General features: G+C 70.2%; 27 protein-coding genes. 11 read left to right on the top strand and 16 right to left on the bottom strand.

Annotated elements, in window-relative coordinates:
* Positions 1–75: 75 nt before the first annotated feature.
* The gene (locus VR894_RS16615) at positions 76–372 is read left to right on the top strand and encodes a YrhK family protein (protein ID WP_324653332.1); all 297 of its coding nucleotides are present in this window, start codon (positions 76–78) and stop codon (positions 370–372) included.
* A gap of 88 nt (positions 373–460) precedes the next feature.
* On the opposite strand, the gene VR894_RS16610 is transcribed toward VR894_RS16615, so the two are convergent.
* The gene (locus VR894_RS16610; RefSeq protein WP_324653330.1) at positions 461–1111 is read right to left on the bottom strand and encodes a 4a-hydroxytetrahydrobiopterin dehydratase; all 651 of its coding nucleotides are present in this window, start codon (positions 1109–1111) and stop codon (positions 461–463) included.
* A 108-nt stretch (positions 1112–1219) separates the two neighbouring features.
* On the opposite strand from VR894_RS16610, the gene VR894_RS16605 reads away from it, so the two are divergent.
* Positions 1220–1447, top strand: coding sequence for a LapA family protein (locus tag VR894_RS16605; RefSeq protein ID WP_324653328.1), 228 nt, complete (start codon positions 1220–1222; stop codon positions 1445–1447).
* A gap of 77 nt (positions 1448–1524) precedes the next feature.
* Positions 1525–1986, top strand: a complete 462-nt coding sequence (locus VR894_RS16600; RefSeq protein ID WP_324653327.1) for an SRPBCC family protein — start codon at positions 1525–1527, stop codon at positions 1984–1986.
* A 243-nt stretch (positions 1987–2229) separates the two neighbouring features.
* Here the strand turns inward: VR894_RS16600 and VR894_RS16595 are convergent, their stop codons facing one another.
* From VR894_RS16595 to VR894_RS16565, 7 genes are all read right to left on the bottom strand, one after another.
* Positions 2230–3156 carry a ribokinase gene (locus VR894_RS16595; protein ID WP_324653326.1) on the bottom strand — a complete coding sequence of 309 codons (927 nt, stop codon included), beginning with the start codon at positions 3154–3156 and terminating at the stop codon, positions 2230–2232.
* A gap of 6 nt (positions 3157–3162) precedes the next feature.
* Positions 3163–4143, bottom strand: coding sequence for a nucleoside hydrolase (locus VR894_RS16590; RefSeq protein ID WP_324653325.1), 981 nt, complete (start codon positions 4141–4143; stop codon positions 3163–3165).
* A gap of 64 nt (positions 4144–4207) precedes the next feature.
* A complete protein-coding gene (locus VR894_RS16585) occupies positions 4208–4903 on the bottom strand; it encodes a GntR family transcriptional regulator (protein ID WP_324653323.1) in 696 nt (231 codons plus the stop codon).
* A 98-nt stretch (positions 4904–5001) separates the two neighbouring features.
* Positions 5002–6444, bottom strand: a complete 1443-nt coding sequence (locus VR894_RS16580) for an MFS transporter (protein WP_324653321.1) — start codon at positions 6442–6444, stop codon at positions 5002–5004.
* A 44-nt stretch (positions 6445–6488) separates the two neighbouring features.
* Complete coding sequence (locus VR894_RS16575; RefSeq protein ID WP_324653320.1) at positions 6489–7424, bottom strand: nucleoside hydrolase; 936 nt, start codon at positions 7422–7424, stop codon at positions 6489–6491.
* 95 nt (positions 7425–7519) lie between these two features.
* Positions 7520–8233, bottom strand: a complete 714-nt coding sequence (gene deoC, locus VR894_RS16570) for a deoxyribose-phosphate aldolase (RefSeq protein WP_324653319.1) — start codon at positions 8231–8233, stop codon at positions 7520–7522.
* Between the two features lie 51 nt (positions 8234–8284).
* Positions 8285–9196, bottom strand: coding sequence for a ribokinase (locus VR894_RS16565; RefSeq protein ID WP_324653318.1), 912 nt, complete (start codon positions 9194–9196; stop codon positions 8285–8287).
* 378 nt (positions 9197–9574) lie between these two features.
* Between VR894_RS16565 and VR894_RS16560 the strand changes: the two genes are divergently transcribed.
* The 4 genes from VR894_RS16560 (at position 9575) to VR894_RS16545 (ending at position 12360) form a co-directional block, all read left to right on the top strand.
* A complete protein-coding gene (locus VR894_RS16560; RefSeq protein ID WP_324653317.1) occupies positions 9575–10570 on the top strand; it encodes an NAD(P)/FAD-dependent oxidoreductase in 996 nt (331 codons plus the stop codon).
* A gap of 29 nt (positions 10571–10599) precedes the next feature.
* Positions 10600–11001 carry a hypothetical protein gene (locus VR894_RS16555; RefSeq protein WP_324653316.1) on the top strand — a complete coding sequence of 134 codons (402 nt, stop codon included), beginning with the start codon at positions 10600–10602 and terminating at the stop codon, positions 10999–11001.
* Positions 11002–11077: 76 nt separating this feature from the next.
* The gene (locus VR894_RS16550; protein WP_324653314.1) at positions 11078–12001 is read left to right on the top strand and encodes a hypothetical protein; all 924 of its coding nucleotides are present in this window, start codon (positions 11078–11080) and stop codon (positions 11999–12001) included.
* Positions 12001–12360, top strand: a complete 360-nt coding sequence (locus tag VR894_RS16545; protein ID WP_324653312.1) for a GntR family transcriptional regulator — start codon at positions 12001–12003, stop codon at positions 12358–12360. The genes VR894_RS16550 and VR894_RS16545 overlap by 1 nt, the downstream gene beginning before the upstream one ends.
* 29 nt (positions 12361–12389) lie before the next feature.
* On the opposite strand, the gene VR894_RS16540 is transcribed toward VR894_RS16545, so the two are convergent.
* On the bottom strand, positions 12390–13244 hold the full coding sequence (locus tag VR894_RS16540) for an MBL fold metallo-hydrolase (protein ID WP_324653310.1): 855 nt from the start codon (positions 13242–13244) through the stop codon (positions 12390–12392).
* Between the two features lie 134 nt (positions 13245–13378).
* On the opposite strand from VR894_RS16540, the gene VR894_RS16535 reads away from it, so the two are divergent.
* Positions 13379–14173 carry a class I SAM-dependent methyltransferase gene (locus VR894_RS16535; protein ID WP_324653308.1) on the top strand — a complete coding sequence of 265 codons (795 nt, stop codon included), beginning with the start codon at positions 13379–13381 and terminating at the stop codon, positions 14171–14173.
* A 10-nt stretch (positions 14174–14183) separates the two neighbouring features.
* Here the strand turns inward: VR894_RS16535 and VR894_RS16530 are convergent, their stop codons facing one another.
* Positions 14184–14507, bottom strand: a complete 324-nt coding sequence (locus VR894_RS16530) for a 2-polyprenylphenol hydroxylase (RefSeq protein ID WP_324653306.1) — start codon at positions 14505–14507, stop codon at positions 14184–14186.
* A gap of 193 nt (positions 14508–14700) precedes the next feature.
* On the opposite strand from VR894_RS16530, the gene VR894_RS16525 reads away from it, so the two are divergent.
* Complete coding sequence (locus tag VR894_RS16525; RefSeq protein WP_324653305.1) at positions 14701–16065, top strand: deoxyribodipyrimidine photo-lyase; 1365 nt, start codon at positions 14701–14703, stop codon at positions 16063–16065.
* Positions 16066–16115: 50 nt separating this feature from the next.
* Here VR894_RS16525 and dnaB read toward each other — a convergent pair whose 3' ends face one another.
* On the bottom strand, positions 16116–17483 hold the full coding sequence (gene dnaB / locus VR894_RS16520; RefSeq protein ID WP_324653303.1) for a replicative DNA helicase: 1368 nt from the start codon (positions 17481–17483) through the stop codon (positions 16116–16118).
* Between the two features lie 324 nt (positions 17484–17807).
* Here dnaB and VR894_RS16515 point away from each other — a divergent pair, with 324 nt between their 5' ends.
* A complete protein-coding gene (locus VR894_RS16515) occupies positions 17808–19151 on the top strand; it encodes an MATE family efflux transporter (protein WP_324653301.1) in 1344 nt (447 codons plus the stop codon).
* Positions 19152–19262: 111 nt separating this feature from the next.
* Here VR894_RS16515 and rplI read toward each other — a convergent pair whose 3' ends face one another.
* Genes rplI through rpsF form a run of 4 tightly spaced genes read right to left on the bottom strand, consistent with a single transcriptional unit; the run spans position 19263 to position 20884 of the window.
* On the bottom strand, positions 19263–19712 hold the full coding sequence (gene rplI, locus VR894_RS16510) for a 50S ribosomal protein L9 (protein ID WP_324653299.1): 450 nt from the start codon (positions 19710–19712) through the stop codon (positions 19263–19265).
* Between the two features lie 17 nt (positions 19713–19729).
* Complete coding sequence (rpsR, locus tag VR894_RS16505) at positions 19730–19969, bottom strand: 30S ribosomal protein S18 (protein WP_110853882.1); 240 nt, start codon at positions 19967–19969, stop codon at positions 19730–19732.
* A gap of 51 nt (positions 19970–20020) precedes the next feature.
* Positions 20021–20557 (bottom strand): single-stranded DNA-binding protein, encoded by a 537-nt coding sequence (locus VR894_RS16500; protein WP_324653297.1) that lies wholly within the window; start codon positions 20555–20557, stop codon positions 20021–20023.
* A gap of 36 nt (positions 20558–20593) precedes the next feature.
* Positions 20594–20884: a 30S ribosomal protein S6 gene (gene rpsF / locus VR894_RS16495; RefSeq protein WP_324653296.1), complete on the bottom strand. Its 291-nt coding sequence runs from the start codon at positions 20882–20884 to the stop codon at positions 20594–20596.
* 181 nt (positions 20885–21065) lie between these two features.
* Here rpsF and VR894_RS16490 point away from each other — a divergent pair, with 181 nt between their 5' ends.
* On the top strand, positions 21066–22091 hold the full coding sequence (locus VR894_RS16490; protein WP_324653295.1) for a threonine aldolase family protein: 1026 nt from the start codon (positions 21066–21068) through the stop codon (positions 22089–22091).
* Positions 22092–22157: 66 nt separating this feature from the next.
* On the opposite strand, the gene VR894_RS16485 is transcribed toward VR894_RS16490, so the two are convergent.
* Positions 22158–24521 (bottom strand): transglycosylase domain-containing protein, encoded by a 2364-nt coding sequence (locus VR894_RS16485; RefSeq protein WP_324653294.1) that lies wholly within the window; start codon positions 24519–24521, stop codon positions 22158–22160.
* Positions 24522–24550: the final 29 nt, after the last annotated feature.

Raw genomic sequence — 24550 nt, 5'->3', positions numbered from 1 at the left:
TCGCCACTGTGCGGAGTGCGCTCCCCGGGTCGACAAGCCGGGTGCACGCACAGCCACCGTCCGTACGGTGGTCCCATGACGGACCACAGCAACGACAACGACCCGCCGCTGCGGCTGCCCATCAGCCCCCACGAGGACCTGAAGATCACCCACCGCTACGAGACGATGTCGATCGCCAACGACATCCTCATGGCCGTCTTCTTCGTCGCGGGCAGCATCATGTTCTTCTTCGAGTCGCTGCAGACCATGGCTCGCGTCATGTTCCTCCTGGGAAGCATCGACTTCCTCCTTCGCCCGGCCATCCGGCTCGCTCGGCGCATGCACCTGGAGCGCACGGGGCGCGGCGACGGTGGTGCCCAGGACGACTACTGACACCGCAGGTCGACGACCGCACCGCCGCGGTCCTCAGGATCCGGCGCCGCGGCCACTCGTCACGGTGATGTGCCGCTGTGGGGGCGTGTCAGACGTCGAGGAAGGTGCACACGCACGCGCGGTTGCCGTCGAGGTCCGCGACGACGACGAAGGACGGGGCCCGGGAGTCGTCGACGACCCGACCACCCGCTGCGACCGCGGCGGCGATACGCCCCTCGGCGACGTCGTACGGGACCCAGAGGTCGACGTGGAAGCGTTGGCGCGGGGTCTCGTGCGGCTCGGTCGACTGGAACCACAGGGTCGGCAGCTGGCCCGTGGGGTCGACGATGTCCGGACCGTCGGAAGCAGCGTCAGGGTCGCCGTGGAGCAGGGCGGCCCAGAAGGGACCGACGGCCGCGAGGTCGGCCGTGTCCAGGGCGAGCTCGAGCTGGGTGACGGCCCTCGGGTCGGCAGGCACTCCCTGCTCCCGCGCGAGCTCGCTGATCTGCCGGGCGAGGTCGATGTCGCGCTGGGTCACCGCCCCGACATCGTGGCTGATGAGCCTGAGGTCCACGTGCGGGTAGGTGAGGGTCACGTCCGGGTGGTGGTTCACCCGCTCCGCGAGCTCCGTGAGCGCGGTGACGAAGCGGAGCCCGGAGGCGAAGTCCCCGGTGCGGAAGCGGGCGTGCAACGCCAGGGCCAGCTTGCGCCAGTCCGCGAGGTCCGCGTCGCGGATCTGCTGGCTCGTGAGTCCGTCCATGCCCCAGCGTGGCACGCGCCGCGGTCGCGTGACCAGACCCCTGCTCTCGCCCCGTCAGACAACCACGGGCACAGTGGGGAGAGTTCGCCGACGCGGAGAGGAAGACTCATGAGCAAGGACGACGCCCGGCGTACCAGAACGGTCGAGCCGTCGACGTGGGTCGGCCTGGCGCTCGCGGTCGTCGCGATCGCGTTCGTGGTGCAGAACCGCACGACCGTGCAGATCCAGCTCTTCTGGCTGAGCGTCGCCGCGCCCATGTGGCTGGTGCTCCTCGCCGTCTTCGCCGTCGGGTGGGTAGTCGGTGCGCTCGTGCGTCGCCGCCGCACCCGCCGCTGAGCGCTCCGGTGGCAGGCCTTCCGGAGCGCTGATAGGCAGGTAGCCCACCGAAAGCACCACCGATGAGGAGGACGTGCATGAGCCGCGTAGAAGAGTCGATCGACGTCGACGTGCCCGTGAGCACCGCCTACAACCAGTGGACGCAGTTCGAGTCCTTCCCGCACTTCATGGACGGCGTCGAGTCGATCACCCAGGTCACCGACACCGTCAACCGCTGGGTGACGACCGTGGGTGGCACCCGCCGGGAGTTCAACACCGAGATCACCGAGCAGCACCCCGATGAGCGCATCGCGTGGCGCAGCCTCGGCGGCGACGTCCACCACGCGGGTGTCGTCACCTTCCACCGCCTCAACGACACGACGACCCGGGTGATGATCCAGATCGACTGGGAGCCCGAGGACGCCAAGGAGAAGGTCGGCGCCGCGATCGGGATGGACACCCGTCAGGTCAAGGCGGACGCCAAGCGCTTCAAGGAGTTCATCGAGAGCCGCGGTGTCGAGACCGGCGGCTGGCGCGGGGACGTCGAGAACCCGAGCTGACGCTTCCGATGCCGACGGCGTGACCCTCCGGCACGCCGTCGGCACGCCGGCCGGCTCGCCATACACGAGCCTGCACTTCACCGACAACGCCCTCATGGCGTGCGTCATCGGGCTGTTCAGGACCGAGGCCGTACGCGATTCACCCCAACTTCTACTCCGCTGAAACCACGCTTCTACGACGTCTACGACTGGTGGGGCCCTTCACGCGCAGATCTGCTGGCTATTGCCGATCGTCGAAATGCTTCAGTCGTTGAGCGGCGGGAGTGCGTCATTCCTGGTCGGATAGGAGTCCTGCGCGCCGGGTCGGGTGCATGCGAAAGCACCCACCCGGGACGCGAAGCGTGCGGCCTCCACGAGACTTTGACCATCGGCGAGTTGAGTAGCGAGCGCCCCGACGAAGGCATCGCCTGCTCCGGTGGAGTCGACACTTGCGATGGTGGCCGACGGGACAGTGGTGACTCCACCCGTTTGCTGTTCGGCTACGAGGGATCCCTGGGCGCCGAGGGTCATGACCACGGACGGGATTCCGGTCTCGAGGAGCGCTCGTGCGAGCTCGTCATGGGATGCCGTGGTCGATGCGTGTCGGTCGGGCCGCAGTGCAGCGAGCACCAGTTCTGCCTCGTGCTCGTTGACCACAAGGGGGTCGGCCTGACGAATGACCTCAGTCGGAAGGCTGATGGCCGGAGCGAGGTTCAGGATGAAGCGACCGGTTGTCAGACTTGCGGCCTGAGCCGTTCCTGACGCGGGAATCTCCCCTTGTGCGACGACGACCGCGGCCTCGCGGATTGTCTTGGCGTTCTGGGCGACTAGTTCTGCGTCGACGCTCAGGTTAGCGCCGGGGATGACGATGATGGAGTTCTCGCCGTGCTCGTCGACCACCACGATCGCCAGACCAGTGGGGCCCGGCAGTCGGCGCACGTGTGTGTGGTCGAGGCCGGACGCGTCGATCTGCTCAAGCGCGACGGTGGCGTTGGCGTCGTCCCCGACAGCGCCGACCATCGTTACTTGGGCGCCAAGGAGCGCGGCGGCGACCGCCTGGTTGGCACCCTTACCTCCCGGTCGCACGAGCGCGGAGTCACCGGGGACGGTCTCTCCCGGTGCTGGTCTACGGCTGACCTGGACAGACAGATCCGCATTGATTGATCCCACAACCACGACGTGAGCGGCCATGAACTTCTACCGTCGCTCGCCGGTGCCGGTGAGCCGCTCAACCAGATGGTCCTGCAGCTTCCGGTCGGTTGCGAGGACCATTCGCACGTGAGCACCTGGCCGGTCGGTGGTTCCGAGCCGTTGACCTCGTAGATCAGGGATCGTCTGCCCGCGTCCTGGCCCGTCGGTCGCGTCGATCTGGACATCCACCCACGGCGATCTCACCGGGACGATGCTGCCGACACCGATCGCGGCGGCAAGTGGGTCGTGCAGCGCGCTGCAGCGCCGCCCGTACTGCGGGAGGTAGAAATCGAAGTAGTGGTCCAGGATTTCACCGACCGCTCTGGCCAGGGGTCGTTCGGAACTGAGGAGCTGGGTTCGATGGGACTCCTCGAGGACGTTCTCGAGCGTCACATCGAGCGGAACGAACGTCAGTGGCCACGAGGCCGCAACAGCCGCTGCGGCAGCCTCGGGGTCGTTCCACACATTGGCTTCCCCGACCGGTGAGGCGTTGCCAGGGACGAGGGCGGCCCCGCCCATCGATGTGACCTTCCTGACGCGCGCGGGCAGGTTCGGATCTAGCTCCAGGGCTCGAGCAAGGTTGGTCATGGGGCCAACCGAAATGATCTCCAGGCGTCCCTCGTGCTCAGTGGACAGGCGGACGATCATCTCAGCGGCCGACTCGCTTACCGGCGTGGCGTCCACCGGGGGCAGCTCGACGTTCCCGATCCCGTTGTCGCCGTGGATCTCGGTGGGGCCACCTGGGTAGGCGTGGGTGAGGAAGTGTGCTTCGCCGATGGCGACCGGGATGTCGGTCCGACCGGCGAGGCCCAGGAGGCGGAGGGTGTTCTCCGCCGCCTGCGACGCCTCCGTGTTCCCGCTGACGGTGCCAACACCGACGAGTTGGATCTCCGGTGAGCCGAGTAGATACGCCAGGCCCATGGAGTCGTCGATGCCGGTGTCGCAGTCGTAGTACACGGGGCGGATCTCGTGCGCGTCCGTAGACATGCAAGGTCCCTTCGTTGGAGCGGAAAGATCTTTCTCGGCGAACTGCTCGTCGGCATGCCGCCCGTCAGCGGGCGAGCAGCGAGGTCACCCGTAGGCGGTCCGACCGGATCCACACGTCGGAGTACTCGATGGGCTTGCCTCCGGAGAGGTAGGTGATCTGCTCGAGATACTGCACCGGGTCGCCCTCCGGGAGTTCGAGCTGAGACGCAACGTCGGCCGTTGCACGCTGGGCGCTGAAAGCGCGGCGCCCTGCAGAGATCGGCAGCCCATACACCCCTTCGAGTGTGGCAAAGAGCTGCTCCTTGGTGAAGTCGATGTCCTCGATTCCGGACACACCGGTCGCGTCCACGTAGTTGTGGAGCAGGGCGACCGGGCCGTCATCGGTCATGTGTCGACGGAAGAGGCGGAACACCTTCCCGCCCTCGGGGATGTGCAGGAGCGCGGCGACCGGCTGGGGCGGGACGATCATCCCCGTCCTGAGCACCTCGGTTGTTGCGATGATCCCCTGGGAGGCGTAGTCCTCACTCAACGTGCTGAGTTTCTGTGCGATGGAGGGCTCGATCGTGGCGGCCGTGACGAAGGTTCCCCTGCCGCGGACCTGACGCAACAAGCCCTCGCTCGTGAGTGTCTGTAGCGCTTTGCGAAGGGTGCCTCGGCTGACGGACAGTTCCTGGGCGAGGTCGGGCTCGCTGGGCAGGCGGTAGGACGGCGGCCACTGGCCGGTGGCGATGAGCGTGCGGAACTGGTCGGAGATCTGCACGTGTATCGCCACCGGCCGGTCGCGATCCAGACTGGCGAGAGAAGTCATGAACTCGTCACTTTCCAACCTGTACGCTGCGGGCGCTCTTGCGCTCGAACTCAGGGTACGGGGTGAACTGGCGGTGCCTCCTGGGTCCTCCTCGTGCCCACCGACCCCTCGGCGGGCTTCACCAGCAGGCTGGCGACGAGGGCGAGGATCGTGATGCCGAGCGAGATAGCCAAGGCCGTCACGAAGCCCTCGCTGGTCTCCCGTCCGACGTACGGTGCGACAAAGCTGATACCCAGGCTGGCACCGATCCCGAACATCGCTCCGTTGAGACCGGGCAGGATCCCAGGCTCGTCCTTCGGTGACTGGAGCACTCCCAGGCCGTTGACCGTAGTCAGCGCCATTCCGTAGTACGCGACTCCGAACAGCACCACGGCAAAGAGGACTACCGGCATGGACGGCGGAAGGATCGTCACTGCGGCAATTCCGACGATGCAGATGACCAGTCCGATACGCAGGATCCGAAGCCAGCCATACCGGCCGGCGAGCCAGCCCGCCACCGGTGCCGCGGCGACACCGATGAGTGCAGGTGGCAGCAGGACAAGCAGGGCCGAGCGGCTGGCGCTCATGCCAAGTCCGACCTCGCTGTTCTGAGTGAGAATGACAAGGGTGAAGTTGATGACGGCGAAGACGCCACTGAGCACCAGCACGGTCGTGGCCATCACGGGCCAGACCCGGCGCGACTTGAGGTGCTCCACCGCCACCAGAGGCGAGGACACTCGCTTCTCGATGACCCAGAAGACGAGGAACGCGGCGACAGTGAGTGCCAGGTAGACGAGCGACGAGGGTGCCAACCACCCCTGTGCGCCGCCCTCCGAGACGTAGTAGGTCAGGCCGATAAGGCCGGCCGAGAAAGCGGCCGCGCCCCACCAGTCCATCGTGCCGGCGGACTTGGGCGCACCGTCACGCGGGACGACCGTCGCGATGGCCACCATGCCGATGACCCCGAACGCGAGGATCGCGACGAAGATCGAGCGGTATCCCCAGGTGTCAGAGAGCAGGCCCCCCACGTACGCATCGACGCCCCCGACGCCGCCGTTGACCGCCGTGACGACCCCCATGGCGGTGCCGAACGCCTGTCGGCTGAGATTCTCGTTGAGGATGATGTAGGCAAGCGGGAACGCGGCCGCAGTGGCGCCCTGCAGCACCCGGCCCACCAGCAGCATGGGCAGGCTCGTGGCGAAGATGCACACCAGCGTGCCCACGGCGAGCACGCTCAGCACCATGATGAACATGCGGCGCCGCCCGATGAAGTCGCTCCAGCGAGCGAGCACGACACCACCGACCGCGCCGGCCAGGAAGAACAGCGAGATCACCTGCGAGACGGCGTCCACGCTGACACCTAGCCGCTCGGCCATGTCGGGCAAGGCAGGGTTGAGCATGCTCGAGTTCAGCTGGTAGGAGAGCACACCGAGGATTAGCACCGCGACGAGCGCGACCATGCGCCCTCGGGTCAGTGGGCTGGCGCCCGTCAAGACGTCAGTATTCGACGACATCATGAAACTCCTTTGTTCGTCACGATTTGTTCGTGTGCCTGATGTCAGGACAGAACCGTCAGCATGGTCTGGAAGAAGAGGTCCTGGTCGATCTCCTCGACTACCCGGGCGTTGGGCTCGTGCCCGGAGCGGTGAACGGCGTCGACCAGCGTGTAACCCTGGGTGATGGTGCCGTGGGTCTCGACGTCGACGTAGTAGTCCGTCGCACGCTTGACGATGGCGGGCTCGACAGCGATGGCCGCCGCGATCGAGTCCGGATGAGTGCTGCCTTCAACTCCGTGTGTCTTCTTGACGTACTCGACGCTGGCGCGGTTCGCCTTGCCGAAGAAACGGCTCTGCGGAGTGTCCAGGGCCTCGATCTCACGAAGCTGGGCCTCCGTGAAGCGGCCCTGGGTCATGGTGAGGTCCCAGGTGACCAGCGTGACTGGGAAACCGGCGTTGAGGACGATCTTCGCGGCCTCCGGGTCGTGGTAGAAGTTCGCCTCGGCGGCGGCGGTGATGTTGCCGACGGCGTTGTTGGTGCCGCCCATGATGAACAGGTCCTTGAGCTTTCCGGCGATCGACCGGTCGGCCGCCACGGCGCACGCGAGATTCGTCAGCGGCGCCTGCGCGATGAGCGTGAACTCCCCGGGGTTCTCGTTGATGAGACGGATAAGAGCCGCGACGGCGTTCTCGGTCTCTGGGCGCTGCTTGGCCTTGGGGAAGTTGGCGCCGCCGAAGCCGTCCACGCCGTGGACGTAGGAGGAGTCGTCGAAGGGGGCCAGGAGCGGCAGACGGCACCCCTCGTAGACGGGGATCTTGCCGCCGAAGCCGGCGACCTCAATGGTGTACAGGGTGTTCTCGACCATCTGGTCGAAGTCGACGTTGCCGTAGTTGACGGTCACCGCCTCGACGTTGGAGTTCGGGTGCCGCATGCCGATGAGCAGGGCGAAGGCGTCGTCCTGGGCGGTGTCGACGTCGTGGATCAAGCGAAGGGTCATGATGTCCTCGTTCTCGGTGGAGGCTGCGTGCGCGGCCGGGGCTGGGGGCTCCCCCTCTGCTGTGACGAGCGGGGAGCCCCCTGGTGCTTCAGTGCTCAGTAGCTCGTGACGTTCTCGTCGTCGTTGTTGGTCACGATGGCGACGCCCGCACTGGTGCCGAGAAGGACAGCCCCAGCGTTGAGCAGTTCAACGGCCTGCGGGTAGCTCTTGATGGAGCCCGAAGCCTTGACCTTGACCCCGCTCCGCGCGGCGTCGACGAGGTAGCGGATGCTCGCGGGGTTTGCGGTCTCGATCGCGCCGCTGCTGGCGTTCTTGAGGTACGCGGCTCCGGCATCCATGGACAGCTCGACTGCGGCCCGCTTCTCGTCCTCGGTCAGGAGCGGGAGCTCGAGCATGACCTTGATCGGGACTCCGGCCGCGTTGACCACACCGGCGATGTCGGCGCGGAACTCGTCGTACATGCCGCTCTTGAGGTAGCCGACCTGGACACCGATGTCGATCTGGGTGGCTCCGGCCTTGACCAGCTGTTCGGCCTCGTATGCCTTCCCGACGGACGTAGTCACCCCCACGGTGGGGAAGTCCAGAGCACTGGCCAACTCGGTGCCTGTCCCCCGGAGGACATCGGCCACGACGTGAACCCAGGAGCCGGGCACCATCGCGGCGTTGAATCCGTACTCGATGGTCTCCTTGGCGTGGGCCTCCATGTCGGAGCGGGTGAGACCGGCTTCGATGCGGGTGTGCTGGATGTAGGGAGCCAGCTCGAGGGGGGCGAGCTCGGCGAAGTCGGTGACGGTGGTGGCGGAAGTCAATGTGCTTGTCCGTTCGTTAGGTGTGGTCGGGTATGAGGGGCGTCGGGTCGATCAGCGACCCATAACCCGGTCGATGTGCTGTCTGGTGGGAAGTGCGTCGATCACGCCGTGCTTTGTCACGGCGTAGGCGCCGGCGGCGTTGGCGAAGAGAGCGGCGTCATCGAGCGGCTCACCGGCGCCGATCGCCACGGCCAGCGCGGCGTTGAAGGCGTCGCCGGCTCCGGTGGTGTCGGCGACGCGCTCCGGGGAGAACGGGTCGATCGTCCGGAAGCCGGAACCGTCGAGCACGGCACACCCTGACCGCCCGAGAGTCATGACGACTGCGGCGTCGGTTCTCTCCCGGAGTTGGTCGACGATCTCCGACACCGGCCGATCATTCGCGGCCTGAAGCCCGAGTATCTGCGCTGCTTCGCTCTGGTTGGGGGTGAGGACGTCGACCAAAGCCCACATCTCGTCCGGCAGTGGAATGGCAGGGGCAGGGTTGAGCACTGAAGTGGTGCCCTCCTCCTTGGCAATGCGAAGGGCAGCGCTGACCGCGTTGAGGGACACCTCCATGGAGACCAGGAGGATGTCGGCATCGCGGATGGCCCCGCGGAAGCTCTCGACATGAGACTCGTCGAGGTCGTGCAACGCCCCCGGTGCGAGCGCAATCTCGTTCTCGCCCTCGTCGTCCACGAGGATGAAGCCGACCATGGTCGGCGAGTCGGTGCGTGCGACGTGGCTGTGTCCTACTCCTTCGCGGTCCCAGAGCTCTCTTGCCCTGGTCGCCCGGCGATCGTCGCCGACCGCGGTGAGCAAGGAGACGTCGGCACCTAGCCGGGACGCACCGATGGCCTGATTTGAGCCCTTTCCACCCGGACCTTCCGCGTAGTTGCCACCGGAGACGGTCTCACCCGGACGGGGAAACGAGGGGACGCGCATGGTCATCCCGACCCCGTAACCGCCAACCACTGCGAGCTTCATCGACTCGGCTCCTGTCCATGGACATCTATGTACAAGAGGACTGTAGGCGGCCTTCGGGGCCGGGTCAACGGGACGATGGTCCTATGTACACACCATTGATCCCAGCGCCGGTCCGTTGAGTGCGTCGATGGGGGGAGCGGGAGGCCAGATCTACCCTGTGATCAACAGCCCGGCGGGGATGCAAAAAGCCAGGCGGTAGGTGAGTCAGGCGTCCATGTTCCCCATGCCGGCGGCGCCGTCGTGGGGGTGGAGGGTCCCGGTGGGCCCCGTGATCGATGGCGTGGTGGACGTCGACAACGGTCCAGCCGGCCGGGAAGAAGGGCCGCGGCGAGGCGCCCATCGATTGCCGGTGGACCGGACGGACCGCACAGTAGAGCGATGAACGACGCGTCCTCCACCACCACCCGTGACGTCGTCGTCATCGGTGGTGGGCCGGCCGGACTGTCCGCGGCCCTGGTGCTCGGCCGAGCCCGCCGCTCAGTGACGGTCGTCGACGCGGGCGACCCCCGCAACGCGTGCTCCCCGAGCCTCCACGGCTTCCTCACCCGGGACGGAGCCTCCCCCGCGGACTTCCTCGCGGCCGCGCGACGGGAGGTGCGTGGCTACGGCGTCGAGCTCGTCACGGACGAGGTCGTCACCGTGGTCGACGACGACGGCGCGGGCTTCCGGGTGACGCTCGCCGGGGGCAGCACGCTGAGGGCACGGCGCGTGATCGCCGCGACGGGGATCGCCGACGAGCTCCCCGACATCGACGGCGTGGCCGAACGCTGGGGACGCGACGCACTGCACTGCCCCTACTGCCACGGGTACGAGGTGCGGGACCGGCCCCTCGCCGTCGTCGCCCGCCTGGCCGAGGGCGCCGTCCACCAGGCGCTTCTCCTCCGGCAGTGGTCGGACGACGTCACCCTGCTGCTCCACGACGTCCGCTCGGCGGACCTCGGGGTGGAGGGCCGGGCCCTGCTCGACGCACGCGGGGTGACCGTCGTCGACGGTCGGGTACGGGAGCTCGTGGTCACGGATGACCGGGTCACGTGCACGCGGCTCAGCGACGGCGCGGAGGTTCCCTGCGCGGCCGTCTTCCTCTCCCCGCGGTTCCGGCTACGGGCCGGGCCCCTGGCGGCACTGGCTCCCGACGTCGTCGAGAACGACATGGGCGTCCACCTGGCGACCGACGACGAGGGGCGCACGTCGGTCCACGGTCTGTGGGCGGTGGGGAACCTCGCCGACCTCTCGGCCCAGGTGCTCGGCGCGGCGGAGCTCGGCTCCCGGGCGGCGATCGGGATCAACGGGGAGCTGGCCCTCGAGGACGCCCACGCCGCAGCGCAGGTGCCGGTCGGCCCGGCTGGCGTGCCCGCGCGCGGTGCGGTGGAATAGCCGACACGCGTGTCCGAGGAGGACGTGCCATGCGGCGTTACGTCATCGATGCCCACGTCGCGCTCAAGCTCGGCCGCACCGCGGACCGGCCCGCCAAGGGCACCCAGCTGGTGGCTCCCGCCCTCATCCGGTCCGAGCTCCTCTGCCGGCTCTACCGGCGCGTCCGCGCCGGCGAGCTGAGCAGACAGGTGGCCGAGGAGCAGCTCGACCACGTCCGCAGCCTGCGCATCCGGCTGCTCGGCGACCGGGTGCTCCAGCGGGTCGCGTGGGACATCGCCGACCAGCTCGGCTGGCCCGACACGCTCGTGGCCGAGTACCTCGCGCTCACGCGGCTGCAGGCGGACGCGTTCGTCACGCTCGACGACGCACTGTCCCGGACGGCCGCGACGGTGGTTCCCGTCGCGACCTACGAGGAGCTGCTCCGGTCCTGACCGGTCACCCACGTTCTATGTGTTGACACGACCATCACGTCGGGGTCATCCTTGTAGCAACACAAAGGAGGTGGCCATGCTGGTCGACGCCGTCGTCCTCATCCTCGTCGGGGCCGCAGCGGTCCTGCTGCCGCTGAGCCGTGCCTACCGCTCGCACCTCACCCGCCGGCTCGCCCGGCAGGCGGACGCGCGGGTACCGGAGGACCAGGTGCCGGCTCTGGAGGCCCGGGTGACCCGCCGCGCCCGAGGGGTGGGTGCCGGGATCCTCGTCTCCGGGCTGACGGTGCTGGTCATCGCGCTCGGCTGGCCGGGTGCGCGCGGCGGCGGGTACCTCCTCGTGTCGCTCATGGTCACCTTCGGGGCCGCCGGCCTGGCGGTAGTCGAGATCCTGCGGCCGGGCGACGTCACTGCGGGTCCGCGGTGGGCACGACCGACGGCACCGAGGCTGTCCGACTACATCCCGCCCCAGGTGCGGGTGTTCGGCTGGATCTTCACCGGTGTCGGCCTGGTGGTGCTTCTGCTCGCCCTGGCCCTCGGACGCACCCGCTGGTTCGACGCGGACGCCGTCTGGCGCGGTCCGGTTCCCGTGCTCCTCGTCGCGCTCCCGGTCCTCGTGGTCCTCTCCGAGCTGGCGGTCCGTCGCGTGCTGGACGCACCCCAGCCGGCCCGGGATGAGGTGGAGCTCTACTGGCAGGACGCGGTGCGCGCCAACACGCTGTCCTCGCTGACGGTTCCCCCGGCTCTGGTCGGGCTGCTCGCCCTGGTCGTCTCCGGTGCCGTGCTCGACGACGCGGCCTCGACGGCCGCCGTCGCGAGCGGCCGGCTGGCTCCGGCGTGGACCACGTGGCTGCTCGTCGCCGGGTACGTGCTGCCCTTCGTCGTCCTCCTCGGGACGCTGGCCGCCACGACCGTGTGGGGCGGGACCGAGATGCAGCGGTACCGTGACCGGCTCTGGGGCGGGCAGCCCGCAGGCGGTCCGAGCGCCCCCGTGGAGGCGTAGTGCTACGCCTGGACCCAGCCTCCCCCGAACCTCCGTTCGCGCAGCTGCGGGCGCAGATCGCCGAGCAGGTCACCGACCGCACCCTGCGCCCGGGAGACCGCCTGCCCACCGTGCGCCGGCTCGCCGGGGACCTCGGGATCGCCCCCAACACCGTCGCCCGGGCCTACCGGGAGCTCGAGGCGGACGGGTTGATCGTCGGGCGCGGGCGCGCCGGCACCTTCGTCACCGGACCCAGCGCCACGGCCGACGACCATGCCGCGGCCCAGCAGGCCGCCACCTCGTACGCGCGCACGGTCCACTCCCTGGGGATCGACCCGGAGGAGGCACTGCTCCTCGTCAGGCGAGCGCTCCGGGCGTGACGACCCGGCCCGGCGACGCGATCGAGCCGTCAGGTGAGGTCGTCGTGAACGCCCGAGACCCACTCGACGTAGCGCTGGGCGGACGCCTCGACGACCTGCCCGGCCCGCTCCGGCACGACGCCGAGGAAGTTGTTGTACAGCCGGTCGAAGTCCAGCCTGGCCACCTGGTCGGCGATCCGTCGCACGACGGCCGCTGACAGCGGGATGCGGTTGGGGTAGCTGCGCATGAAGCTGACCGTGTGTCCCTGCGGGCCGGGGAAGATGCCGTCTCCTGTGAGGAGGACTCCGCGGCCGTCCGCAGCCGTGAGGTGTGCGACGGTGCTGCCCGGGAAGTGGCCCCCGATCTGTTCGAGGTGCACACCCGGGACGACCTCGTGCGCCGTGTCCCAGAGCCGGACCGCGGGGACGCGCAGCGGCAGGAAGTCGGCGTCGGCGCGGGCGACGAGGATGGGGGCGTCGTCGAAGGCCCGGCTGTACAGGGACTGGACCCCGTACATGTGCGGGTGGCTGGCGACGATGGCGGCGAGGCCACCGAGGGCCCGGATCGCGCCGATCGCCCGGTCGTCGATCATCCCGGGCACGTCGAACAGCACGTTCCCGGCGTCGGTGACGACGAGCTTGCCGGTCTGCCCGATCCCCACGCTCGGCGCGGTCCCGATCCCGACGAGACCGGGCTCGAGCTCCTCGACGACGGTGGAGTGGCCGCTCGCCGCGAGCTCACCGAGCGTGGTCCAGGTCTGACCGGTGCGCGGCACCCACTGCCGCTCGTCGTCGCAGATGACGCAGAGCGCCGGCAGCGGCTCGGCGCCGTACTCGACGGCGCACGTGGCGCACACGACGTGGTGGGCAGCGTCGAGCTCGGACGGGAGGCCTGGTTCGCTCATGCCGACGTCTCCTTGGGGACGGTCTTGGTGCTGGTGGCGCGACGAGGCTACCGAGCCGGGCCGCTGACGCCGAGCCCTTTTGCGACGCTCGGTCGAGCGTTGCACCCGCCTTCCGGGGGGTCGATGCTTGCGGGATGAACCCCGTGCCGGGCGCGCGAACCTTCACCGGGGACGGTGATGCCTACGACCGGTTCATGGGCCGCTACTCCCGGTCACTCGCCTCTCCCTTCGCGGATGCCGCCGGGGTCACCCGTGGTCAGCGTGCGCTCGACGTCGGCTGCGGTCCGGGCGCGCTGACCGAGGAGCTGGTGCACCGGCTCGGGGCAGAGCACGTGGTGGGCTGCGACCCCTCACCGACCTTCCTCACCGCCTGCCGTGAACGCCTGCCCGGCGTCGATCTCCGCGCAGCCCGCGCCGAGGCTCTTCCCTTCGCCAGCGGGTCCGTCGACGTCGCCCTGGCGCAGCTGGTCCTGCACTTCGTCAGCGACCCACCGACGGCGGTCGGCGAGATGGTCAGGACGGTCACGCCGGGCGGTCGGGTAGCGGCCTGCGTCTGGGACTTCGCGGGTGGGATGGAGATGCTGCGCGGCTTCTGGGACGCCGCCCGCACGCTGGACGCGTCAGCCCCGGACGAGCTCAGGGTCATGCGGTTCGGTCGAGCCGGCGAGCTCGCCGAGCTGCTCTCCTCGGGCGGGTTGCGCGACGTGGTCGAGGAGCCGCTGACCGTCCATGCGTCCTACACGGACTTCGACGAGCTCTGGTCCACCCTGCTGCTCGGGGTCGGTCCAGCTGGCAGCTACGTCGTCGCCCGTCCCGAGGACGACCGCGAGCGCCTGCGTCGTGCCTACCTCGAGCGGCTCGGCCGGCCCCACGGTTCCTTCACGCTGCGTGCGGTCGCCCGTGCAGCGGTCGGCACGGTGCCCCGGTGACCGGTGAGCCTCAGGTGTCGTCGGACGGGTCCAGCGCGTCCAGCTCGGCGAGCGCCGCCTCCCACCGGCGCCGGCGCTGGGTCTCGTCCTGCTCCCACCACGGAGCACCACGCTCGCCGAGCCCACGCTTCGCGAGGTCCACCCGGCGGCGGGCCGGCGCGAGGTCCTGCCCGTCCCGCCCGACTGCCCGGACCGCCGAGCGGCCGCGCCCGAGGTGCGACAACAGCCGGCGGGCGACATCGGGTGGGAGGGCGGGATCCTGTCGACGCCAGCGCCGTCCGTCGACGACGAGCCACCGCTCGTCGTCGTTCGTACCGTTCGGCGCGTCGTCCACCCCCTCAGGATGACGCGCCGAGAGCGGCCGTGCCCCTCAGCGCGGGCGATGTCGGTCGCGTCGTCAGCCACCGAGCCCGCGGGACAGTGAGGCCCGCCGTGTCGGCCGCACCCCTGCCGGTCGCAGGCACCTCCCTGGCAGTCAGGCCCAGGTAGGCGCGCGCAATGTCGACCGGACTCGGATGATGACGGCCATGACCGCGTTGCTCTGGCTCCGACGAGACCTCCGCCTGTCCGACCTTCCGTCACTGCTCGCGGCGCACGAGTCCGGCGGGGACGTCCTGCCGGTGTTCGTGGCGGACCCGGTGCTGCTCGCCTCGGCGGGGCCGGTGCGTCGCGCCCACCTGGCGGGCGCCATCGCGGGGGTGACGGCGTCCTCCGACGGCGCGCTGGTGGTGCGGGTGGGCCGCCCGGAGACGGAGATCCCGCTGCTCGCCCGGGAGGTGGGTGCGACGAGCGTCCACATCAGCCGGGAGAGCACGCCGTACGGACGACGCCGGGACCGCCAGGTGGAGGACGCGCTGGACGACGTCCCCCTCGTCGCGACCGGGACGCCCTACGCCGTCGGACCGGGTCTGGTGCGGAAGACCGATGGCGAGCCGTACCGAGTCTTCACCCCGTTCTCCCGCGCGTGGCACGAGCACGGCTGGCCCGCGCCGGCAGCCGTCCCCACCGGCCTGGAGTGGCACCGAGGGGTCGAGTCGGCGCCGCTGCCCTGGGACGAGGCCCCACCCGCCGCCGGGACCGGTGAGACGGCGGCCCGCAGCCGGTGGGCGGAGTTCCTCGAGGAGGGCCTGGCCGGGTACGACGACAACCGCGACCGCCCCGACCTGGACGCCACGTCCCAGATGTCCGTCCACCTCAAGTACGGGACCATCCACCCGCGCACGATGCTCGCCGACGTCGCGGCCCACCCGGCCGGCAGGACCGAGGGCGCGCGCCGGTTCGTCACCGAGCTCTGCTGGCGGGAGTTCTACGCCGACGTGCTGTGGCACCGGCCGGACTCTGCGTGGGCCGACCTCCGGGAGGACCTGCGTGGAATGGTCTACGAGGACCCGGCGGGCGAGGCCGCCGACCTCGTGCGCGCGTGGGAGGCGGGCCGCACCGGCTACCCGTTCGTCGACGCGGGGATGCGCCAGCTCCTCACCGAGGGCTGGATGCACAACCGGGTGCGGATGGTCGTGGCGAGCTTCCTCGTCAAGGACCTCCACGTGTGGTGGCCGCACGGGGCGCGGTACTTCCTGGACCACCTGCGGGACGGTGACCTTGCCTCGAACAACCACGGATGGCAGTGGGTCGCAGGCACCGGGACCGACGCCTCACCCTACTTCCGCGTCTTCAACCCGGTCACCCAAGGAGAGCGGTACGACCCCGACGGCGCGTACGTCCGCCGGTACATCCCTGAGCTGGCTCACGTCGCCGGGGCCGCGGTCCACCAGCCGTGGAGGGTTCCCGACGGCTTCGCCAACGGGTACCCCGAGCGCATCGTCGACCACGGCGAGGAGCGCGCGGACGCGCTACGGCGCTACGAGGCTGCACGACGCACCGCTGGTCGCTGAGCACCGAACCTCCGGGCGTCGTGCGACGACCCCGCTCTCTCGGCAGGACGTCAGTGCGCCATGTCGTGGAACCGCGAGTAGTGGCCCTGGAAGGCGACGGTGATCGTGTCGGTGGGGCCGTTACGGTGCTTCGCGACGATGATGTCGGCCTCACCCGGACGGTTGTCCTTGTCGTAGGCGTCCTCACGGTGGAGGAGCATGACCATGTCCGCATCCTGCTCCAGCGAGCCGGACTCGCGGAGGTCGCTCATCGCGGGCTTCTTGTCCGTGCGCTGCTCGGGGCCACGGTTGAGCTGCGCGACGGCGATGACCGGCACCTCGAGCTCCTTGGCCAGCAGCTTGAGCGCCCGGGAGAACTCCGAGACCTCCTGCTGCCGGGACTCCACGCGCTTGCCGGAGGACATGAGCTGGAGGTAGTCGACGACGATGAGGCGCAGGTCGTGGCGCTGCTTGAGCCGGCGGCCCTTGGCGCGGATCTCCATGAGCGACATGTTGGGGCTGTCGTCGATGAACAGCGGGGCCTCGGACACCCGGCTCATCGCCCCGGCGACCTTCGTCCAGTCCTCGTCGCGCATGGTGCCCTTGCGCATGTTCTGCAGCGGGACGCCGGCCTCGGCCGACAGCAGGCGCATGGTCAACTCGGTCCGGCCCATCTCCAGGGAGAAGATGACCGAGGTCAACCCGTGCTTGATCGAGGCTGATCGACACATGTCGAGAGACAGGGTCGACTTACCGATAGCCGGACGTGCCGCGACGATGATCATCTGCCCGGGGTGCAGGCCGTTGGTCAGCGCGTCGAGGTCGGCGAACCCGGTCGGGACACCGACCATGCCCTCGCCGCGGTTCGCGTTGTTCTCGATCTCCTCCATCGTGAGGTTGATCGTGTCCCGCAGCGGGAGGTAGTCCTCGCTCGTGCGCCGCTCGGTGACGGCGTAGACCTCGGCCTGGGCGGAGTTCACGAGGTCGTCGACGTCCCCGCCGTCGGTGGCGTACCCGAGCTGGGCGATGCGCGTCCCGGCCTCGACGAGCCGGCGCAGCACCGCCTGGTCCCGGACCAGGCGCGCGTAGTACCCCGCGTTCGCGGCCGTCGGCACCGAGGAGATGAGGGTGTGGAGGTAGGCGGCGCCACCCACCCGCCCGAGCTCGCCCCGCTTGTTGAGCTCGGCGGCCACGGTGACGGCGTCGGCCGGCTCGCCGCGCCCGTAGAGGTCGATGACCGCGTCGTAGACGAGCTCGTGCGCGGGACGGTAGAAGTCCTGCCCGCGCAGCTCCTCGATGACGTCGGCGATGGCGTCCTTCGACAGGAGCATCCCGCCGAGCACGCTCTGCTCGGCCGCGAGGTCCTGCGGGGGCGTGCGGTCGTAGAGCTCACGCCCTCCCGTGCTCGACCCGAGGACCCGTTCGTCCAGATCAGTCATCGCCACCCCTCTCCTGCTCCTGGTCTACCGCGGACCTCTGACATCACTCGGTCCGCGTTCGACCCTCAAGGGCCGGCTGCGGCACGCCCGTGGGCGAGCCGTGCGCGCGGTGACCTGCGCCGGCCACGGTACGGCGTGGACGGGCCGACAATCCATCCACGGTTGTGGACAGACTTGGGGACGGATGGTGGATACGGGGCATCCGTCCGTGCACAGTCCGTGGACAATCGTGTGGATAACACCCGTGCAACTCCTCCGGTTCCCGCGTGATCGTGCGGGAACGGTCCGTGCACACAGTGTGGAAGGAAATTGGTCGGCACATTGGTGGACAACGCATCACACCCTGGGGACAGTGGGCGACCCCTCGACCGGCAGATCCTCGCCCTCGCCGTTCCCGCGCTCGGCGCCCTCGTCGCCGAGCCGCTCTTCGTCCTCGTCGACTCCGTCATGGTCGGCCGGCTCGGGACCGCCGAGCTCGCCGGCCTCTCGTTGTCCTCCACGCTGCTCGTCTCGGTCGTCGGCGTCTTCGTCTTCCTCGCCTACGCCACCACCGCTGCCACGGCCCGGCGGGTCGGCGCAGGCGACCGCGCCGGCGCCGTCGGAGCCGGCGTCGACGGCATGTGGCTGGCCGTGGGCCTCGGCGCGCTCACCGCAGTCCTGCTCGGCGTCGGGGCACCGTGGGTGGTCAGCGCCCTGGGTGCCGACGCCACCGTCGCCCCCCACGCCGAGAGCTACCTGCGCTACTCCGCCGGCGGCCTGCCCGGGATGCTGCTCGTCCTCGCCGCCACCGGCACCCTGCGCGGCCTGCTCGACACCCGCACCCCGCTGGTCGTCGCCACGGCAGGCGCAGCGGTCAACGTCGCCCTCAACGCCACGTTCATCTACGGCCTGGACATGGGTGTCGCGGGGTCCGGGCTCGGCACCGCGATCGCGCAGACGCTCATGGGCGTGGTCCTCGCCGTCGTCGTCCTCCGGGGCGCCCGCGGCCTGGACGTCTCGCTGCGTCCCCGGGCGGGCGGGATCTGGGCCAGCGCCCGCTCCGGGACTCCGCTGCTCGTGCGCACCGTGACCCTCCGGGTGGCCATCCTCCTCACCGTCGTCACCGCGACCGCGCTCGGCCCGGTCGCGCTGGCGTCGCACCAGGTCGTCAACGCGCTGTGGGGACTCGCCGCGTTCGCCATGGACGCCCTGGCGATCGCCGCGCAGGCAATGGTCGGCCAGGCGCTGGGCGCCGGGGCAGTCCCGCGAGTCCGCGCGGTCCTGCGTCGGACCCTGCAGTGGGGGGTCGGCTTCGGTACCGTCATCGGCGTCATCATCGCCGCCGGAGGCTGGTGGCTGACCACCCTGTTCAGCACCGACCCGGACGTCCGCACGGCCGCCGCCGTCGCCCTCGTCGTCACGGGGGTCTGCATGCCGATGGCGGGCTGGGTGTTCGTGCTCGACGGCGTGCTCATCGGCGCGGGCGACGGCACCTTCCTCGCCTGGGCGGGCGTCGTCACCCTCGTCGCCTACGTCCCGCTGCTGGCCGCGGTGTGGGCGTGGGCCCCGGCCGGGGGCGCCGGCCTGGCCTGGCTGTGGGCGGCCTTCGCCGGCGGCTTCATGGCCGCCCGTGCCCTCACGACCGGCCTGCGTGCCCGCGGGGAGCGCTGGATGACCCTCGGCGCCTGACCCGGGAGGACGCTCGCTCGTTGGACGGCTCCAGGCGGAGCCCGGGGAACGCATGAGGCGCCGGCCGGTGGTCTCCCACCGGCCGGCGCCTCGTGTGCAGCGAGGGCCGGGTCAGGCCTCGACGACCTGGACCGTGACGTTGGCCTGGACGTCGGTGTGCAGGCGGACCTGCACGCGGTGCTCGCCGAGCGACTTGATCGGGTTGGTGACCTCGATCTTGCGCTTGTCGATCGACGGGCCGCCGGCGGCCTTGACGGCCTCGGCGATCTCACCGGTCGTCACCGAGCCGAACAGGCGGCCACCCGAGCCGGCGCGCACGGCGACGACAACGGGCTTGGACTGCAGGGAGTCGCGCGCAGCGCGAGCGTCCTCGACCGTGGCGATCTCGCGGGCCTTGCGGGCCTTGCGGATCTGGTCGACCTGCTTCTGGGCGCCCTTGGTCCACGCGGTCGCCAGACCACGGGGCATGAGGTAGTTCCGGGCGTACCCGTCCTTGACCTCGACGACGTCGCCGGCCTCACCGAGACCGGACACCTCGTGGGTGAGAATGATCTTCGCCATTGTCTCCTCCTCCCCGGTCAGCGAGCGGAGCTCGCGTAGGGGAGCAGCGCCATCTCGCGGGCGTTCTTGACCGCCTTGGCGATGGCTCGCTGCTCCTGGACGGAGACACCGGTCACCCGACGCGCGCGGATCTTGCCGCGGTCGGAGATGAACTTGCGCAGCAGCGCCGTGTCCTTGTAGTCGATGCCCTCGACCTTGGCCGACTTCAGCGGGTTGGCCTTCTTCTTACCGGGCTTGCGAAGTACGGGCTTCGCCATGTTGTGCTCCTAGGTTCCTCGTGCGCGGCTCACGCCGCGCTGTACGTCTGATCAGAAGGGGGGCTCGTCACCGAACGAGCTCGACCCACCCGTGGCCCACGGGTCGTCGGCCTGGCCGCCTGCGGGCTGGTTGCCGAAGCCACCGCCGCCGCTCTGCTGGCCGCCGAAACCGCCGCCGCCCTGCTGGCCGCCGCCGCCACCGAAGCCGCCGCCTCCGCCACCGCGCTGGGTGCGGGTGACCTTGGCCGTGGCGTAGCGCAGCGAGGGGCCGACCTCGTCGACCTGCATCTCGACGACGGTGCGCTTCTCGCCCTCACGGGTCTCGAAGGACCGCTGGACGAGACGCCCCTGGACGACGACGCGGTTGCCCTTGGCAAGGGACTCGGCGACGTTCTCCGCCGCCTCCCGCCACACCGAGCAGCGCATGAACAGCGTCTCGCCGTCCTTCCACTCGTTCGACTGACGGTCGAACGTGCGCGGGGTCGACGCCACGGTGAAGCTCGCGACGGCCGCACCCGACGGGGTGAAGCGCAGCTCGGGGTCAGCCGTGAGGTTGCCCACGACGGTGATGACGGTCTCGCCTGCCATGTCGGTCTCCTCTGGGGTCAGGTGGGGCCGGGAGGCTCAGTGAGCGTCCGGGCGGATGAGCTTGGTGCGCAGGACGGACTCGTTGAGCCCGAGCTGACGGTCGAGCTCCTGGGCGAGCTCCGGCGTCGTCGTCATGTCGACGACGGCGTAGATGCCCTCGGAACGCTTCTGGATCTCGTAGGCAAGACGACGCTTGCCCCAGATGTCGACCTTGTCGACCTGGCCGCCGCCGGTCTTGACGACCGAGAGCAGCTTGTCGAGCGACGGGGCGACCGTGCGCTCGTCGACCTCCGGGTCGAGGATGATCATCATTTCGTACTGACGCATGCTGTACCCACCTCCTCTGGACTAGGCGGTCACGGTCCTTCCGTGACAGGAGGGTGAATGCGTTCGTCGGCCGCGGGCGGGTACGCAGGTACGCACCGACCACGGCCAGCGCACCACTCTAGCGCACGACGGCGGGGCCCCGGTGCGTCATCCACATCACCTTTGGCCCCATCATGTCCCCATGAGCACGCGCGGTTTCACGTCCGACAACGCCTCCGGCGCCCACCCCGCCGTCCTCGCTGCGCTGGGGGCCGCCGCCGAGGGGCATGCCGCCTCCTTCGGGGCCGACCGCCTGACGGCCGCCCTCGACGAGCGGGCCCGGGAGGTGTTCGGGCCGAGCGCCACGATCCTCCCGGTCTTCAACGGGACCGGGGCGAACGTCATCGGGGTCACCGCCCTCCTCCAGCGGTGGGACGCCGTCGTCGTCAGCGAGCACGCGCACCTGGCCAACGACGAGTCGACCGCCCCGCAGCTCATCGGCGGCATGGCGGTCCGCACCCTGCCCGCGCCGGCGGGAAAGCTGGGGGTCGCCGACCTCACCGAGCTCCTGGCCGCCGACGACGGCAGCGTCCACCACGCACGCCCGGCCGCCGTCTCACTCACCCAGAGCACCGAGCTCGGCACGGTGTACACGCCCGAGGAGCTCACCGCTCTCGTGCGGGTCGCCCGTGCCCGGGGCGTTCGCGTCCACGTCGACGGCGCCCGGCTGGCGAACGCGGCGGCGCGGCTCGGCACGTCGCTGGCCGCGCTCACCTCGGACCTCGGGGTCGACGTCGTGTCCCTCGGGGCGACGAAGAACGGCGCCCTGTTCGGCGACGCCGTCGTCGTCCTCGACCCCGCCCTTGTCGAGCCGGTCGCCCGCCTGAGGAAGGCGACCACGCAGCTGGCGTCGAAGATGCGCTTCGTCTCCGCCCAGCTCCTCGCCCTCCTCACCGACGACCTGTGGCGGACGACGGCGGGGCACGCGAATGCCGCTGCGGACCACCTCGCCGGCCTGCTGCGGTCCGAGCTCGGGGTCGAGCCCGCCTACCCGGTCGAGGCCAACGCGGTGTTCGTCCCGGTGCCGCAGCACTCCCTCGGCGCGGTCACCGAGCAGCTCCCCGTGCTCCCGTGGGAGCGGGACGTGGTGCGGGCGGTGTGCTCCTTCGACACCACGGAGGAGGACGTCACCACCCTGGTCACCGGGCTCGCCCGGCTGCTGCGCTGAGCGGTCGGACGGCACGGGCGCAGCCGTCGGGGTGACGACTGCGCCCGGCACGTTGGTGGGCGGAGCTCAGCCGCCAGGGCCGGAGACCCCGTTCCCGCCGCCCCGACCGTCGTTCCCGCCTCCGGCGGACCCGTTGCCTCCGCCGTTGCCGTCCCCGCCCGGACCGCCACCTCCGGCAGAGCCGCCGGCACCGCGACCGGACGTGCCGCGACCGTCCCGCGAACCGTCACCCTCCTCGCCGTCGGCCGGCTCGGTGGGTGTCGGCGAGGGCGTCGGCGCCTGGGTCGTGGGCTCCTCCGTGGTGGGTTCCTCGGTGGTCGGCTCCTCCGTGGTGGGCTCCTCGGTCGTCGGCTCCTCCGTGGTGGGCTCCTCGGTCGTCGGCTCCTCCGTGGTCGGCTCCTCCGTCGTCGGCTCGGGCTGGGGCGCGGGGACGAAGGTCGGTGTCTCGGGCTCCGGGCGGTCGGGGAACTCCTCGACCTCGACGCCCTCGAGTGCCACGCTCATGAAGTCGCGCCACATCGTCGTCGGGTAGGTGGAGCCGGTGATCGAGGCGTACTCCCCGAACGGGGTGAGGGACTCCTCGGTGCCGTCCTCGCCCACCTGGTACATCGCCACCACGGTCGCCAGCTGCGGGACGTACCCGGCGAACCAGGCCGAACGCCCCTCGTTCGACGTCCCGGTCTTGCCGGCCGCCGGACGTCCCAGGGAGCTGGCCCGGACGCCGGTGCCCTCCTCGATGACCGTCGTCATCGCGTAGGTCGCCTCGGCCATGACGTCGGGCTCGAAGACCTCGGTGCCGTTCGACGTGCCGGCGTAGATCGTGTTGCCCTCGCCGTCGACCACCTCGGCGACGATGTACGGGGTGTGGCGCACCCCCTGCGCGGCGAAGGTCGCGTAGGCCCGGGCCATGTCGATGGGGTGCGGGGATGCCGGTCCCAGGACGTTGGACGGGACGGGAGCGAGGCCCGCGGTGTCCTCGGGCAGCCCGGCGTCGATCGCGGCCTGCATCGACTTCTCCGGCCCGACCTCGATGTTGAGCTGGGCATAGGTCGTGTTGACGGACTGCTCGGTGGCCTCGATGAGGTCGATCTGCCCGCGGTTGAAGGCGTCGTAGTTGTTGACCGGCCGGTCGAAGCCCTCGATCTCCATCGGGGTGTAGCTGGGGTAGCGCGTACTGAGCGGGATGTCCTCGCGCAGCGCGGCGACGAGGGTGAAGGGCTTGAAGGTCGACCCGGCCTGCGCGACGTCCTGGGTGGCGGCGTTGCGGGACTGGGAGACGAAGTCCGGGCCGCCGTAGAGCGCGACGATCGCACCGCTCTGCGGGTCCATGGACACGAGCGCGACCCGGTTGTTGTCCGGCCGGTCCTCCGGGAGGGCGTCGACGACGTCGACCGCCGCCTGCTGGGCCTCGGCGTCGATCGTCGTCGTGATCCGCAGACCGAGCGTGTCGATCTGCTCCTCGGTCATGTCCGCCTTGGCGACGAGCTCCTTGCGGACCATGTCGAGCAGGTAGCCGGTCGGCCCGGCGTAGGTGTCGGAGCGGACGTGCTCGATGGTCTCCGGGAAGGTCTGCTCCGCCGCCTCCGCCTCGGTGATCCAGCCGTCCCGGACCATGAACTCCAGGGTGCGTTCCCACCGCTGCTCGGCGCGCTCGGGGTCGCTCGCGGGGTCCCAGGCGCTGGGCGCCGGGATGACACCGGCGAGCAGTGCGGACTCGGAGAGCGTGAGCTCGGCGGCCGGCTTGCCGAAGTAGGCCTGGGCGGCGGTCTCGATGCCGTAGGCGTTGCGGCCGAAGTAGATGGTGTTGAGGTAGTCCTCGAGGATCTCGTCCTTGGACAGCTCGCGGTCGATCTTCAGCGCGAGGATCGCCTCACGGAACTTGCCGGTGTAGCTGGTCGTGGTCCCGAGGTAGTAGCGCTCCACGTACTGCTGGGTCAGGGTCGAGCCGCCCTGCGTGGCGTTGCCGCGCAGGTTGTTCCACAGGGCACGGCCTATCGCGATCGGGTCGACGCCGACGTTCTCGTAGAAGCGCCGGTCCTCGGAGGCGACGACGGCGTGGCCCACGTGCTCGGGAAGGGTCGCCAGGTCGACGCTCTCACGGTTGTACTCCGCGAAGCTGCCCATCTCGGTCTCGCCGTCGGCGAAGTACACGGTGGTGCCCTGGGCCTGGGCGAAGTCCCCCGGCTCGGGGATGTCGGTGGTCATGTAGGCGGCCGCGACGACGCCGATGACGACCGCGGCCCCGGTGAGGACGGTGCCCAGGACGACCCGCCAGCTCGGCAGCCACCGGCGGACCCGGCCCTTGCCCGCACGCGGGTAGTCGAAGCGGCGCTTCCGGCCTGCCTTGCCCTTGGCGCCGGCACCCGACCGGCTGCTGCCGGCCCTGCCCCGGGCGCTCGCTGGGCGTCCCGACTCGCTCTTGGCCGCCACGCGTACCCTCTTCCCTCGGCTGCATTGCG

Origin of the sequence: Georgenia sp. H159, from assembly GCF_035607575.1 — a bacterium.
In the GTDB taxonomy this organism is placed as follows: domain Bacteria; phylum Actinomycetota; class Actinomycetes; order Actinomycetales; family Actinomycetaceae; genus Oceanitalea.
The sequence above is the reverse complement of the archived record's forward strand: the minus strand, read 5'-3'. Positions and strand labels throughout refer to the sequence as shown.